The sequence below is a fragment of the Streptomyces sp. NBC_01478 genome (genome assembly GCF_036227225.1).
Classification (GTDB): Bacteria; Actinomycetota; Actinomycetes; order Streptomycetales; family Streptomycetaceae; genus Streptomyces.
In genome coordinates this window covers 6284940-6298946 of record NZ_CP109444.1, presented here as the reverse complement: position 1 = coordinate 6298946, position 14007 = coordinate 6284940, and the positions used below count along the sequence as shown (strand labels likewise).

General features: G+C 68.2%; 15 protein-coding genes. 7 read left to right on the top strand and 8 right to left on the bottom strand.

The window, feature by feature from the left end; all coding sequences use genetic code 11:
- Positions 1-18 precede the first annotated feature (18 nt).
- From OG223_RS28565 to OG223_RS28545, 5 genes are all read right to left on the bottom strand, one after another.
- The gene (locus OG223_RS28565) at positions 19-468 is read right to left on the bottom strand and encodes a heat shock protein transcriptional repressor HspR (RefSeq protein ID WP_329254535.1); all 450 of its coding nucleotides are present in this window, start codon (positions 466-468) and stop codon (positions 19-21) included.
- Between the two features lie 4 nt (positions 469-472).
- Positions 473-1657 carry a molecular chaperone DnaJ gene (gene dnaJ / locus OG223_RS28560; RefSeq protein ID WP_329254532.1) on the bottom strand — a complete coding sequence of 395 codons (1185 nt, stop codon included), beginning with the start codon at positions 1655-1657 and terminating at the stop codon, positions 473-475.
- Between the two features lie 33 nt (positions 1658-1690).
- Entirely contained in the window at positions 1691-2353 is a 663-nt protein-coding gene (gene grpE / locus OG223_RS28555) for a nucleotide exchange factor GrpE (RefSeq protein ID WP_329254529.1), read from the bottom strand.
- On the bottom strand, positions 2350-4194 hold the full coding sequence (gene dnaK, locus OG223_RS28550) for a molecular chaperone DnaK (protein WP_329254526.1): 1845 nt from the start codon (positions 4192-4194) through the stop codon (positions 2350-2352). Before dnaK ends, grpE begins: the two co-directional genes overlap by 4 nt.
- 96 nt (positions 4195-4290) lie before the next feature.
- On the bottom strand, positions 4291-5313 hold the full coding sequence (locus OG223_RS28545) for an MraY family glycosyltransferase (RefSeq protein ID WP_329254523.1): 1023 nt from the start codon (positions 5311-5313) through the stop codon (positions 4291-4293).
- Between the two features lie 225 nt (positions 5314-5538).
- On the opposite strand from OG223_RS28545, the gene OG223_RS28540 reads away from it, so the two are divergent.
- From OG223_RS28540 to OG223_RS28510, 7 genes are all read left to right on the top strand, one after another.
- Positions 5539-7830, top strand: coding sequence for a (Fe-S)-binding protein (locus OG223_RS28540; RefSeq protein WP_329254520.1), 2292 nt, complete (start codon positions 5539-5541; stop codon positions 7828-7830).
- A 196-nt stretch (positions 7831-8026) separates the two neighbouring features.
- The gene (locus OG223_RS28535) at positions 8027-8428 is read left to right on the top strand and encodes a hypothetical protein (protein ID WP_329254517.1); all 402 of its coding nucleotides are present in this window, start codon (positions 8027-8029) and stop codon (positions 8426-8428) included.
- 54 nt (positions 8429-8482) lie between these two features.
- Positions 8483-8890 carry a hypothetical protein gene (locus OG223_RS28530; RefSeq protein ID WP_329254514.1) on the top strand — a complete coding sequence of 136 codons (408 nt, stop codon included), beginning with the start codon at positions 8483-8485 and terminating at the stop codon, positions 8888-8890.
- A gap of 1185 nt (positions 8891-10075) precedes the next feature.
- On the top strand, positions 10076-10351 hold the full coding sequence (locus tag OG223_RS28525; RefSeq protein WP_329265932.1) for a hypothetical protein: 276 nt from the start codon (positions 10076-10078) through the stop codon (positions 10349-10351).
- Between the two features lie 60 nt (positions 10352-10411).
- The gene (locus OG223_RS28520; RefSeq protein WP_329265527.1) at positions 10412-10684 is read left to right on the top strand and encodes an FG-GAP repeat domain-containing protein; all 273 of its coding nucleotides are present in this window, start codon (positions 10412-10414) and stop codon (positions 10682-10684) included.
- Positions 10685-10707: 23 nt separating this feature from the next.
- Positions 10708-11742 carry a Yip1 family protein gene (locus tag OG223_RS28515; RefSeq protein WP_329254511.1) on the top strand — a complete coding sequence of 345 codons (1035 nt, stop codon included), beginning with the start codon at positions 10708-10710 and terminating at the stop codon, positions 11740-11742.
- A 75-nt stretch (positions 11743-11817) separates the two neighbouring features.
- A complete protein-coding gene (locus OG223_RS28510; RefSeq protein ID WP_329254509.1) occupies positions 11818-12363 on the top strand; it encodes a hypothetical protein in 546 nt (181 codons plus the stop codon).
- A gap of 54 nt (positions 12364-12417) precedes the next feature.
- Here OG223_RS28510 and OG223_RS28505 read toward each other — a convergent pair whose 3' ends face one another.
- From OG223_RS28505 to OG223_RS28495, 3 genes are all read right to left on the bottom strand, one after another.
- Complete coding sequence (locus OG223_RS28505) at positions 12418-12765, bottom strand: hypothetical protein (protein WP_443073752.1); 348 nt, start codon at positions 12763-12765, stop codon at positions 12418-12420.
- A gap of 144 nt (positions 12766-12909) precedes the next feature.
- Positions 12910-13407, bottom strand: a complete 498-nt coding sequence (locus OG223_RS28500; RefSeq protein WP_329254506.1) for a hypothetical protein — start codon at positions 13405-13407, stop codon at positions 12910-12912.
- Between the two features lie 88 nt (positions 13408-13495).
- Positions 13496-14005 carry a phosphoribosyltransferase gene (locus tag OG223_RS28495; RefSeq protein WP_329254503.1) on the bottom strand — a complete coding sequence of 170 codons (510 nt, stop codon included), beginning with the start codon at positions 14003-14005 and terminating at the stop codon, positions 13496-13498.
- Positions 14006-14007: the final 2 nt, after the last annotated feature.

The window sequence follows — 14007 nt, the reverse complement described above, 5'->3', positions numbered from 1 at the left end:
CTGCGTGCGCGTCGGTCGTCAGTCCGAGGACTGCCGCTTCGGCCGCCACACCACCAGCGCACTCGTCTGCTGGACCTCCTGATACGGCACCAGGTCGCGCCGGTACGAAGCGTGTACCGCCGCCTCCCGCTGCTGCATCGTCGCCGCCGCGCCCTCGACCGCCGACTGGAGTTCGGCGACGCGCTGCTGGAGCGCGACGACCTGGTTCTCCAGCTCGATGATGCGCTTGATGCCGGCCAGGTTGATGCCCTCGGTCTGCGACAACTGCTGGACGGTGCGCAGCAGTTCGATGTCGCGGGCCGAGTAGCGCCGGCCGCGCCCGGCCGTGCGGTCCGGGGAGACCAGGCCGAGGCGGTCGTACTGGCGCAGCGTCTGCGGGTGCAGGCCGGAGAGCTGGGCCGCCACCGAGATGACGTAGACCGGGGTCTCTTCGGTCAGTTCATAAGGGTTACGTCGACGGCCGTCCATCTCCTCATGCTCCCTTCGCGGCCTGGAACAGCTCCGCCCGCGGGTCCTCGCCCGCGGTCGCTTCTCGATACGCCTCCAGCGCGTCACGAGCATTCCCCGTGACGTCCTTCGGGACACTCACCTCGACGGTCACAAGGAGGTCACCCCGGGTGCCGTCCTTGCGGAAGGCGCCCTTGCCGCGGGCCCGCATGGTGCGGCCGTTGGGCGTGCCCGGCGGCAGCTTCAGCGTCACCGGCGGCCCGCCCAGGGTGGGCACCCTGACCTCGCCGCCGAGTGCCGCCTCGACGAACGTCACCGGGACCGTCACCGTGAGGTTGTCGTCCTTGCGGCCGAACACGGGGTGCGTGTCGACGTGCACCATGACGTACAAGTCGCCCGCGGGACCGCCCCGTTCACCCGGAGCGCCCTTGCCGCGCAGCCGGATGCGCTGGCCGTCGGTGACCCCCGCGGGGATCCGGACCTGCATGGTCCGCGACGACTTGGCGCGCCCGCTGCCCTTGCACTCGATGCAGGGGTGCTCGGCGATCAGGCCGCGCCCCTTGCAGTCCGGGCACGGGTCCGTGAGCGAGAAGCCGCCGCCGGAGCCGCGCGCCACCTGGCCGGTGCCGACGCAGGTCGGGCACACGCGCGGTGTGCCGTTCTTGTCGCCGGTGCCCGAACAGGCCTTGCAGGGCTGCTGCGAGGACATCCGCAGCGGGACCGTGGCCCCTTCGATGGCCTCCGTGAAGCTGAGCGTGACCTCGGACTCGATGTCCTGGCCGCGCCTGGGCTGGGTACGGGTCGTGCCCGTGCCGCCGCGGTTGAACAGGCCCCCGAAGACGTCACCGATCCCGCCGCCGAAGCCGCCGGCACCTCCGCCGCCGCCCTGGGCGCCGCCTCCGAAGAGGTCGCCCAGGTCGAAGTTGAAGTTGCCGCCGGCCGCGCCGCCCGGCCCCGGGCGGAAGCCGCCGTTGCCGAACAGGGCGCGGGCCTCGTCGTACTCCTTGCGCTTCTTGGGGTCACCGAGGATGTCGTGGGCCTCGGAGATCTCCTTGAAGCGCTCCTCGGCCTTGGAGTTGCCCTTGTTGGCGTCCGGGTGGAACTCGCGGGCGAGCTTCCGGTACGCCTTCTTGATCTCGGCCTCGGTGGCGTCCTTGGGGACGCCGAGGACCTTGTAGTAGTCCTTCTCGATGAAGTCCTTGGTGCTCATCCTCGACGTCCCTCCTTTCCTGCGCTCGCTGCGTCAGCCCTCCTCAGGGCCGTTGTCCTTCTTCTCGTCGCCGGCCTCGGACTCGTCCTCGGCCTTGACGGCCTGGGCGCCGGGCTGCGGCTCGGCGACGGCCACCCGCGCGGGGCGGATGGTGCGCTCTCCGATGCGATACCCGGGCTGCAGGATCGCCACGCAGGTCGTCTCGGTGACGTCCGGCGCGTACGAGTGCATCAGGGCCTCGTGGATCGTCGGGTCGAAGGGCTCGCCCTCCTTGCCGAACTGCTGCAGTCCCATCTTCGCCGCGGCGGTCTCCAGCGACTCCGCCACCGACTTGAAACCGCCGACGAGTTCACCGTGTTCCCGCGCGCGGTTGATGTTGTCGAGCGTGGGCATCAGCTCGGTCAGGAGGTTCGCCACGGCGATCTCCTTGACCGCGATCCGGTCGCGCTCGACGCGGCGGCGGTAGTTCTGGAACTCGGCCTGGAGCCGCTGGAGGTCCGCGGTGCGCTCGTCGAGCGCCTTGCGCACCTGGTCCAACTGGGCCGTCAGACCGGCGATCTGAGCACTTGCGTCCCCTGCCGGGGCCGCCCCCTCCCCACTACCGGAGGGGGAGGCGGCCTGCGGCTCGGCGTCGTCGGGGGTGGCGCCGGAGGGGACGTCGGGCTTCTCGTCGAAGCCCGGGGTCTCCTCCGTCACGCGGCACCGTCCTTGCGCTCGTCGTCCACGATCTCGGCGTCCACCACGTCGTCGTCCGCCCGGGGAGCCTCGGCACCGGGGGCGTCGCCGCCCGCGGCCTGCGTGGCCTGGGCGTCGGCGTACATGGCCTGGCCGACCTTCTGCGAGACCGCGGCGACCTTCTCGGTGGCGGTGCGGATCTCGGCGGTGTCCTCGCCCTTGAGCGCGGCCTTCAGCTCCTCGACGGCGGCCTCGACCTCGGTCTTGACCTCGCCGGGGACCTTGTCCTCGTTGTCCTTGAGGAACTTCTCCGTCTGGTAGACGAGCTGCTCGCCCTGGTTGCGGGACTCGGCGGCCTCGCGGCGACGGTGGTCCTCGTCCGCGTACTGCTCGGCCTCCTGGCGCATGCGGTCGACCTCGTCCTTCGGCAGCGAGGAGCCGCCGGTGACGGTCATCTTCTGCTCCTTGCCGGTGCCGAGGTCCTTGGCCGTGACATGCATGATGCCGTTGGCGTCGATGTCGAAGGAGACCTCGATCTGCGGGACACCACGCGGGGCCGGCGGCAGACCGGTCAGCTCGAACATCCCGAGCTTCTTGTTGTACGCCGCGATCTCGCGCTCGCCCTGGTAGACCTGGATCTGCACGGAGGGCTGGTTGTCCTCGGCGGTGGTGAAGATCTCGGACCGCTTGGTCGGGATCGTCGTGTTCCGCTCGATCAGCTTGGTCATGATGCCGCCCTTGGTCTCGATACCGAGGGACAGCGGGGTCACGTCGAGGAGCAGGACGTCCTTGACCTCACCCTTGAGGACACCGGCCTGGAGGGACGCGCCGATGGCGACGACCTCGTCCGGGTTGACGCCCTTGTTGGCGTCCTTGCCGCCGGTGAGCTCGCGCACGATCTCCGCGACGGCGGGCATCCGGGTGGAGCCACCGACGAGGACGACGTGGTCGATCTCGTTGATGGAGATGCCGGCGTCCTTGATGACGTTGTGGAACGGCGTCTTGCAGCGCTCCAGCAGGTCGGCCGTGAGCTGCTGGAACTGGGCGCGGGTGAGCTTCTCGTCCAGGTGCAGCGGGCCCTCGGCGGACGCCGTGATGTAGGGCAGGTTGATCGAGGTCTCGGTGGAGCTGGACAGCTCGATCTTGGCCTTCTCGGCAGCCTCGCGCAGACGCTGCAGGGCCATCTTGTCCTTGCCCAGGTCGACGCCGTGACCGGCGGCGAACTGCTTCACCAGGTAGTCGACGACCCGCTGGTCCCAGTCGTCACCACCGAGGTGGTTGTCGCCGTTCGTGGCCTTCACCTCGACGACGCCGTCGCCGATCTCCAGGAGGGACACGTCGAAGGTGCCGCCACCGAGGTCGAAGACGAGGATCGTCTGGTCGTCCTTGTCGAGGCCGTACGCCAGCGCCGCCGCCGTCGGCTCGTTCACGATACGCAGGACGTTCAGGCCCGCGATCTCGCCGGCCTCCTTCGTCGCCTGACGCTCGGAGTCGTTGAAGTAGGCCGGAACGGTGATGACCGCGTCGGCCACCTTCTCGCCCAGGTACGCCTCGGCGTCGCGCTTCAGCTTCTGCAGGATGAAGGCGCTCATCTGCTGCGGGTTGAAGCTCTTGCCGTCCAGCTCGATCTTCCAGTCCGTGCCCATGTGACGCTTCACGGAGCGGATGGTCCGGTCTACGTTCGTGACCGCCTGGCGCTTGGCCACCTCGCCGACGAGCACCTCGCCGTTCTTGGCGAAGGCGACGACGGACGGCGTGGTCCTGGCGCCCTCTGCGTTGGTGATGACGGTGGGCTCGCCGCCTTCAAGAACGCTGACGACGGAGTTAGTCGTGCCCAGGTCGATGCCGACCGCACGTGCCATGGTTGATTCCTCCAGCAATGACTTGAGTGGAACAGGCTCAAGTGTGCACGACACTCACCGCTGGGTCAACAGAGCTGAGTCACCCAGACTCAACTCTTATCCGTTCCTTACACGCAACTGAGCCCTGACCTGCGAAGACACGGCACGCCGACCCCCGTAGACAGAGACTTTAAGCAGTCCGAACACGACGACCAGGACCCCGCCCGCCACCCACATGACGGCGGATTCGCCCGCCCACCCGTTGTGCACGAGCACCCCGACGAGCACTCCGGAGAACGCCCCGGCCGACACGAGCACCACCGCCCCCTGCGGAGTGAGCCCCAACCGCCGCAGCCGGTGGGCGAGATGGTCGGGCCCGCCCCGCAGCAGCGCCCGCCCGGCCAGCCGCCGCGACAGCAGCACCAGTACGGCATCGGCGCCGGCGACGGCGGTGAGCGCGAACAGCACCCCCGCACCGGACGCGAACCCGCGCCCGGCCTGCGTGAGCACGGCCGCCGAGGCCAGCAGAAACCCCGTGAACAGCGACCCGCAGGCGCCGAGCGCGATCCGCGCGGGATGCCAGTTGTGCATCAGGAACCCGGTGAGCGCGGCGGCCAGCACACTCGACAACACCGCGAGCCCGTCCATCACTTCCATCGCGGCACAGGCCCCGATCCCGAAGGCGGTGACCACACCCACGGTCCCCGCGAGCCCGTCGGCGTGATCGAGCCCCTTGAAGGCGCCGGCGACACACACGATCCACACCACCGCCAGCAGCCCGCCGGGCACCCCGATCTCGCCGTACGGCACGACACAGGCTGCCGCCACCGCCGTACCGAAGACCAGGAACCGCGCCTTCAGCCGCCAGACGTCGGCGACGAGCCCCAGCGCGGCGACCGCGGACCCGGCGGCGAGCAGCCCGCCGACGCCGTCGCCGAGCGGGGCGACGCCGGTCCGGTCGCACGCCCAGGTCACCGATACGACGGCGAGGGCGACGGCCAGTCCCCCGAGCAGCGGTACCTGCCGTGTCCGCCGTCTGCGGTCGACAACTCCCGCCCGCAGTGCGGGCACCCGGAGCAGTGCGGCGAGGAGGGCGGCGAGGAGAAGGGCGGTCGTGGCGGCGAGAATCCCGTAGAGCACGGTTCTAAATTAGACGCAAATGTACCAATTCAGTACGAATAACACGATCGGACCGTCACAGGTTTTTAAGGCGACCCTCAGCGACATAGATCACCGCACGGCTGGCTACAGTGCGACGGAGAATGAGGGTAATCTCGGTCGGACCGATTAAGTTACCGCTTAGTAATGTTCTTGGTCATGCTCTTGGTTATGCCTTGACCCCTCGCAGGCCCGAGGAGCCCTGAAATGCAACTCGCCGCGATCATCGTGTCGCTGGTTCTGATCGTGGTCGGTGTGGCGCTGTTCGCCCGCGCCGTCCTGCAGATCTACACCTTCATGCGACTCGGCCAGAACGTGCCCGCGGGCACCCGCACCGACGAGCCCGTCCAGCGCACAGTCACCGTGGCCAAGGAGTTCCTCGGCCACACCCGGATGAACCGCTGGGGTGTCGTCGGCGTCGCGCACTGGTTCGTGGCGGTGGGCTTCTTCTCACTGCTGCTGACGATCGTCAACGCCGTCGGCCAGCTCTTCCAGGCCGACTGGCTGCTGCCGATCGTCGGCGAATGGGCGCCGTACAACGTCTTCGTCGAGTTCATCGGCACGATGACGGTCCTCGGCATCCTCGCCCTGATCGCGATCCGCCAGCTCAGCAAGCCGAACAGGCCGGGCCGCAAATCCCGCTTCGCCGGCTCCAACTTCGGCCAGGCGTACTTCGTCGAGGCCGTCATCCTCATCGTCGGCGTCTGCATCTTCATGCTGCACGCGCTGGAGGGCGCCCAGCACCACGTCGACGGCTACGAGGCCTCCTTCTTCATCTCGTACCCGGTGGTGTCGGGCCTGGAGCACCTGGACGTCTCCACACTCCAGAACCTCACGTACCTCTTCGCCGGCGTGAAGATCGCGACCTCCTTCATCTGGATGATCACGGTCGCCCTGAAGACCGACATGGGCGTGGCCTGGCACCGTTTCCTGGCGTTCCCGAACATCTGGTTCAAGCGCAACGCGACCGGCGAGACGTCCCTGGGTGCGCTGCTGCCGATGACGTCGGGCGGCAGGCCGATCGACTTCACCGACCCGGGTGACGACGACGTGTTCGGTGTCTCGCAGGTCGAGCAGTTCTCCTGGAAGGGCCTCCTGGACTTCTCCACGTGTACGGAGTGCGGGCGCTGCCAGTCGCAGTGCCCGGCCTGGAACACCGGCAAGCCGCTCTCCCCCAAGCTGCTGATCATGTCCTTGCGGGACCACGCGCACGCCAAGGCCCCCTACCTGCTCGCGGGCGGCGGCAAGTCCATGGAGGGCGAGGAGAAAGCCACCGCGGAACAGCTCGCCGGAGTCCCCGCCGCAGCCCTCGCGGAGGCCGAACGCCCGCTGATCGGCACACTCGAAGAAAACGGGGTCATCGACCCGGACGTCCTGTGGTCCTGCACCACCTGCGGCGCCTGCGTCGAGCAGTGCCCGGTGGACATCGAGCACGTCGACCACATCGTCGACATGCGCCGCTACCAGGTGATGATCGAGTCCGCGTTCCCCTCCGAGGCCGGCACGATGCTGAAGAACCTGGAGAAGAAGGGCAACCCCTGGGGCCTGGCGAAGAAGCAGCGCCTGGAATGGCTCAAGGAGGTCTCCTTCGACATCCCGGTCGTCGGCCGCGACATCGAGGACCTCACCGAGGTCGAGTACCTGTACTGGGTCGGCTGCGCCGGCGCCCTGGAGGACCGCGCCAAGAAGACCACGAAGGCCTTCGCGGAACTCCTCCACATCGCGGGCGTCACGTTCGCGATCATGGGCGGTGACGAGAAGTGCACCGGCGACTCCGCCCGCCGCCTGGGCAACGAGCCGCTGTTCCAGGAACTGGGCATGGAGAACGTCATGGCCCTGAACACGGCGTTCGGCGAGGAACTCGACGACGACGGCAAGGTCGTACCGGCCTCGGCGAAGCCGAAGTCGGTGAAGAAGATCGTCGCGACCTGCCCGCACTGCCTCAACACCATCGGCAACGAGTACCCGCAGCTCGGCGGCGACTACGAGGTCATCCACCACACCCAGCTCCTCCAGCACCTCGTGGACGAGGGCAGGCTGGTCCCGGTGACGCCGGTCGAGGGCATCATCACCTACCACGACCCCTGCTACCTGGGCCGCCACAACAAGATCTACACACCCCCGCGCGAGATCATCGCTAGCGTCCCGGGCCTGCGCAACGAGGAAATGCACCGCCACAGGGAACGCGGCTTCTGCTGCGGCGCCGGCGGCGCCCGCATGTGGATGGAAGAACGCATCGGCAAACGCATCAACAACGAACGCGTCGACGAAGCCCTCTCCCTCAACCCCGACATCGTCTCCACGGCCTGCCCCTTCTGCCTCGTCATGCTCACCGACTCCGTCAACGGCAAGAAGAACGACGGCACCGCCAAGGAATCCATCCAGGTCCTCGACGTCGCCCAGCTGCTCCTCGACTCCGTCAAAACCCCCGCCGAGGACGAACCCCCGGCGGGCACCGCGGAACCGGAGAACGCCCCAGAGCCCGAGCCGGTGAAGTAACAACCAGCCAGTCCGCTACGACGACGCCCCGCACCCTCACCAGAGGGTGCGGGGCGTCGTCGTGCCGTCCGCCCTCCGTCCCCATGGTGTAGCGCGCTACACCATGGATCCGGGAGAGCGGGCCCTCGTGGCGGCGAGCGCTCCACGGAATCGTAGAAGGCAGAGATCACGCCCCCTACCTCCCCTAGGAATTCCCGTGAAGTCGCTGCTCGCCACCGTGAAGTCGTTCATCGCCAACCTGCTGCTGTGGTCGTTCTTCGTGGGCGGCCTCGCCGCGAGCACGGCCTCCGGGGCGGTGCTGGACGGTACGGCGAAGAACGCCGCCACCTACACCGGTATCGCCGTCTCCCTGCTCGCCGGTTCACGCATCGCGAAGAAGCCGAAGATCAAGGCGTTCCTGTCGAAGCCGTCGACGCTGTGGTTCCTGTTCCTCTTCAACGGCGGTGTGGCCGCGTTCTGTTACTTCTCCATGGACGGCATCAAGGGCATCGCGACCGCCGCCGGTATGGGCCTGGTCTCCCTCGGCGCGGCGGGCGGTCTGGTCGCGGCCCACCGCGCGCCGGCCGCCGAGGCGCGAGTGGAAGAGCCCTGGGCCTGACGAGATCACCCGCAACGCCTCTCTCCCCCAACCTCACCCGAGAAGGAAACACCCATGAACCGTCGCCGCCGTACGGCCACCCTGACCATGACCGCCGCAGCCATAGCCCTGACCACCGGACTCCTCACGGCCTGCGACCCCACGGACACCTCCGACGCCTCCAACTCCCTGAACTGCCTCAAGAACTGGAACTCGATCTCCGACAGCCTCAAAGCGATCCACAACGCGGGCGTCGACGCGGCCAAGGACCCGACCAAGACCGCCGAATCCATCGACACGATCAACAAGAACATCGACAAGATCGACGCCAACTCGGACGACAGCAAAGTCGACAAGGCAGTCGACGACCTCAACAAGGCGATCTCCGACTACAACAAGTCGATCCTGAACGGCGATACGAACCCCGACTCCAGCAAAATCGACACGGCAGCAACCAAACTCAAGAACGTCTGCACGTCATAGCGACACTGAGCGCCCGTTCGTACGTGACCGTTGGGCCACTCGCTTCTTTGTCAGTGTCGGGCTTCCGCGACCCGAGTAAAGGGCGCTCCGCTGCGCTACGCGTCGCCTGCGGCGATGGCCCTGCGGGCCACCCTTGACTCGGCCCGCTCCAGCCCGTTTCAGAAGCGAGCGAGCAGCCCGGAGGAATGGGGGCCCAGCCATGAGTTCCCTTGGGCGAGCTGCGTTCCCGGCCGGGATGGAGGGGGCGCGCTGGCGTCTCGCCAGCACGCCGGGCCGGCTCAGCGGCCAACGGCGAGTGGGGACTTCCCTACAAGACCCCGGGCCTGCGGGCGCAGGGACGCGCTGGCGCCTCGCCAGCACGCCGCGTCGGCTCAGCGGCCAACCCCCGGTGGGGACTTCCGCAAGAAGACGGCGGGTCGGCCAGAGGACTCCGGGTCGGCAGGGAGGTTCCGGGGCAGGAGGGTGGGCCTGAGGCAGTCGGTCGGTCCTGCGCTGAGCTGTCCTGGGCTGGGTGGGGGCGCGGGCGGTGAGCCCCGTTCGACGATCGAGTCTCTCGCCTGGGGCGCCGGTCCGTAGAAATGTGAGGGTCGGGGGTCGAGGTATGGCATTTCCCGGCCCCCACAGCCCTCGCCCCCGGGGGCTCCCTTCCCGCCGCCGACCCTGTCCTGTCTGGAAGCTGAGGTCTTTCCTAACCGGTCAAAGCCCGTGACGGTGGTTAGTTTTACCCCCAGCCTCCAGCGCCCACCCACCGCCCACCGCCCACTGTCCACCGGTCGTGGGCCGCTGAGCCGACCGATCCGATGTGCAGGCGAGACGCGACCACGCCCCTGCTCGCGCAGGCCGGGGTCTCGTGCGGAAGTACCCGCCCGCCGCTGGCCGCTGAGCCGACCCGGCGTGCAGGCGAGGCGCGAACGCGTCCCTGCGTCCCGCAGGCCCGTGGTCTCGTGCGGAAGTCCCCACCGGGGGTTGGCCGCTGAGCCAGCCCGGCGTGCTGGCGAGACGCCAGCGCGCCCCCTCCATCCCGGCCGGGAACGCAGCTCGCCCAAGGGAACTCATGGCTGGGCCCCCATTCCTCCGGGCTGCTCGCTCGCTTCCGAAACGGGCTGGAGCGGGCCGAGTCAAGGGTGGAGCGGAGCGGAATCGGCGTAGCCGACGCGACCGCAGGGAGCGCCCTTTACTCGGGTCGTGGAAGCCCGACACTGGCTAAGAAGCGAGTGGCCCAACGGTGACATTCGAACTGGCGGCCACAGCAGCTCCCAACCCCAGCATCCAGACAGCCCCCGCCACGCCTCAGAGTTCACCGAATTCAAGCTCGACGACGTCAACGGCGACGGCGCGGTGACCTACCTCCCCTCCAACGGCACGAAGATCACCACTACCGGCTCCCGCACGATCTCCCCGAGCACAGTGGGCGTCTCGACCACGGGCACACCGCAGTACGACGCCCCGTTCGCCGACTAGCAATCAAATCGCCGACCAGGTCGGGAATATGACGAACCGTCACATCTCCAGCCCACACCCATACCCCACCTCTCACCTCCCCCTCCCGGAGCCAACTCCCTTGCGCAACCGCCCCCTTCCGCCCGCCGCAACCCCATCACGAGCCTGCTCACCGACACGACGGGCGACGGCAGGGCGGACCTCGTCATCGGGTCGGACGGCGAGAACAACCAGGTGGGCCTGGTCACCTTCCTCAAGGCCACCTCCACCGCCTACGGCCCGAGCGGCTTCGCTATCTCCCCCGCCGGCCCGCCGTACCTGGGCACAACCTTGGTCGGCCGACCCCGGACGTGACCCCCATGCCCGCCCCTTAGGGGATGTCACAGCTCGGCAGCAAAGCCCCACCCGAAACCCCCGGCCCGACACGTGTCCGCGCGGAACCAGGTACGTTCGATGACGTGGCTGGATTCAGGATCGGACGCGGCGGCCGGGACAACAGGGCACCGCAAGCGCGCCCTCAACAACCTCCGTACGGGCAGCAGGCACCCCCGGCACCCCAGGGGGCACCGCAGGGACGGCCGTACGGCTACCCCTCGGCGCCGCAGCCGTACCCGCAGCAGCAACCGCAGTACGGAAACCCTGCGGGTGGCGGCGGCCGGCAGTGGTCCCAGGGGAACGGCGGCAACGGCGCCTACGGCGACGAGCCGGAGTACTTCGGCGACGGCGGCGGGTATGCCCACCCGGGCACCCCGGACCCGTACGCGGCGAACAACCCCGGCAACACCCAGGCCTTCGGCGTAGGTGAGGACCCGTACACCCAGGGCGGTACGTACCGCGCGGGCTCCACCCAGGCCCCCACGGGCCCGGTCGGCCCCCGCCTGCACTGGAAGGACCTGCTGAGAGGCATCGTCCTCGCACCCCAGCAGACCTTCCTGCAGATGCGGGACTACACGATGTGGGGCCCCGCCCTGATCGTGACGTTCCTCTACGGCCTGCTCGCGGTCTTCGGCTTCGACGGCGCCCGCGCGGACGCCATAAACGCCACCCTGGCGAACGCGGTCCCGATCGTCCTGATCACCGCCGTGGCGATGGTGCTGTCGTCCTTCGTCCTGGGCGTGGTCACCCATACCCTGGCCCGCCAACTGGGCGGCGACGGAGCCTGGCAGCCCACGGTCGGCCTGTCGATGCTGATCATGTCCCTCACCGACGCCCCCCGCCTGATCTTCGCCATGTTCTTCGGCGGCGACGCGACCTTCGTCCAGGCCCTCGGCTGGGCCACGTGGGTAGCGGCCGGCGCCCTCCTCACGATGATGGTCAGCCGCTCCCACGACCTCCCCTGGCCCAAGGCCCTGGGCGCCTCGGCGATCCAACTGATCGCCCTGCTGTCGATCGTGAAGCTGGGCACGTTCTAGAGACTTCTCCGCTACGACGGGGGGAATCCGGAAATCGGTTGTTCATGCGGCATGTCCATGCGAAAAGGTGTGGGCATGATGCGACCCCCACGTGCGCTGCTTCCCCTTTTCCTGCTGCCAGTTCTCCTCACAGGGTGCGCCGCGGACAAGAACGGCGGGACGGCCGCCGACAGCGCCGAACTCGACGCCGCCGCGCGCACGTGGGGCGTGGCGCCGGAACTCGTCTATGTCACCAAGGTCTCCGGCTACACCGTGTTCCAGGCGTCGGTCGGCGAGTACGACGACGAGTTCGTCGCCGCGTACCGGTCCGAGAAGGGTGCCACCAAGTTCGGCCTCTTCGCAGGTCACGGCACTCTGACAGCGGAGAGCTGCCCCAAGCAGCCACTGGGCGAGGTGTCGGGCAAGCGGGTCACCTGTGAGCACGACGGCGACGCCTGGTACCGCAAAGCAGGTGCGAGCCACGAATACGCGGTGCCCATCGACGCCGTGGTGGTTCATCTGATCGCGGACGCGGACAAGGTCGACCGCGCCGTTCTGCGCAAGGCGGCCGAGGCGGTCCACCGCCCGGACGACACCGAATTGGCGGCGCTCCTGCCGACCATCGACGGCGCGGACACATGAGAGAAGGGGGGCCGGGCCGGGTCTCCGCGCTTGCCGCCATTCCCCGTCTCGCTCCTAGAGCGGTGGCTTCCTGGCAACCAGCGGCAGCGGCCAGCCGGCGCAGGCCACTAGTGCGCTGCCGTCCTCGGTGAGGAAGAGCAGGGTGGTCCATGTCCGATCGGCAGAGTCGATCATCCCTGTGCGTACGGGCCGGCCATGTTCGCGGACGAGCTGCACTGCTCGTTCCAGCCCAAGAGGTTCGAGTCCGTGCATCCGCATGCGCTGAAGTCGGCGATGGAAGACTCCGGCATGCTGGCCCGCGGGTTGTGCCTGGTCCGCCACCCAGTAGGTAGCGCCGCTGCGGAGGGTGGCCAGAGCAATCACGGACGCCTCGTCATCACCGGCCAACAGCGATTCCAGCACACGCCGTTCCATGATCACCCCCGCCGGGATCCTGCAGTACAGCAGCCAGGTACCGCAACCCCGGAGCTACGGAGAGTCCCTCGCCGATCTGGCGAGGAACTCCCTCAGGAACCTGGAAAATGTGCAGGTCAGAGTGCTTCCTGTTCAGGATGTGGCCGGATAGCGGTACTGATCCACCTCGGGGTCCGGTGGTCCGTCCATGCCCAGGTCTCTACGCATGGCCTCTCGAAGATGAGCGTTCTCCCTCCAGAGGTCGGCCCTCACCCGAAGGTACGGGTCGCTACTGACATCCGGATCCTCGATGAGCCCGTCCCGCAACCGAGTCAGTGCCTCACACGCGCTCACCGCCAGTTGGATGATCTCGGCCGAGGCGGTGAGCGACAGGCTCTGTCTCAGCCTCCAGACGCCCGAGCCGTCCAGGGCTCGATGAAGATCACCGTATAGTCGCTCGCCGGTCGGGCGGTCAGGTTTGAGAACAACCATCCGCATCTCCGAGTGCCCTCGGCTGAGTGCCATGAGGAAGTCGGAGTAAACCGCCCTTCGTGTTTGCGCGCCCTCCCTCTCCAGGTCGCGACGTGAGCGGATGCGCTCAGCGATCAGTGCGGAACCCACCCCGACCACGGCGCCGGCCAGTGTGCTCACCGGAGATATCCAGTCCACTCAGGTGTGTTACCCACATGACCGATATCCGCTAACACGGGGGCCAACGGCCGTGCACCTTGAGGGCTTGCTAGAGCGCTTCCGTGTTGGGCCTCGCCGCTTCCCCCGACCTGTGTACTGGAGGCAGCACACTCCACGGGAAGTTGATCCAGTCGTCGGTGCGCTTCCACACGTACTCGCACTTCACCAGCGACTGCGACTTCTCGTAGACGACCGCGCTGCGCACCTCGGCGACGGCGTCCAGGCAGAAGTCGCGGACCAACTTGAGCGTCTTGCCGGTGTCGGCGACGTCGTCGGTGATCAGGACCCTCTTGGAGGAGAAGTCGATCGCGTTGGGGACGGGGGCGAGCATCACGGGCATGTCGAGGGTGGTGCCGACGCCGGTGTAGAACTCGACGTTCACGAGGCTGATGTTCTTGCAGTCGAGGGCGTAGGCGAGGCCCCCGGCGACGAAGACCCCGCCGCGGGCGATGCTGAGGATGACGTCGGGCTCGTAGCCGTCGTCGGCGATGGTCTGCGCGAGCTCGCGCACGGCGACGCCGAACGCGTCGTAGGTCAGGTTCTCCCGTACGGCGTCCACGC

Bases quoted from the DNA above. Each gene is read 5' to 3' on its own strand.
- OG223_RS28565 (WP_329254535.1), bottom strand. From the start codon at position 468: ATGGACGGCCGTCGACGTAACCCTTATGAACTGACCGAAGAGACCCCG.
- dnaJ (WP_329254532.1), bottom strand. From the start codon at position 1,657: ATGAGCACCAAGGACTTCATCGAGAAGGACTACTACAAGGTCCTCGGC.
- dnaK (WP_329254526.1), bottom strand. From the start codon at position 4,194: ATGGCACGTGCGGTCGGCATCGACCTGGGCACGACTAACTCCGTCGTC.
- OG223_RS28540 (WP_329254520.1), top strand. From the start codon at position 5,539: ATGCAACTCGCCGCGATCATCGTGTCGCTGGTTCTGATCGTGGTCGGT.
- OG223_RS28530 (WP_329254514.1), top strand. From the start codon at position 8,483: ATGAACCGTCGCCGCCGTACGGCCACCCTGACCATGACCGCCGCAGCC.
- OG223_RS28515 (WP_329254511.1), top strand. From the start codon at position 10,708: ATGTCACAGCTCGGCAGCAAAGCCCCACCCGAAACCCCCGGCCCGACA.
- OG223_RS28510 (WP_329254509.1), top strand. From the start codon at position 11,818: ATGATGCGACCCCCACGTGCGCTGCTTCCCCTTTTCCTGCTGCCAGTT.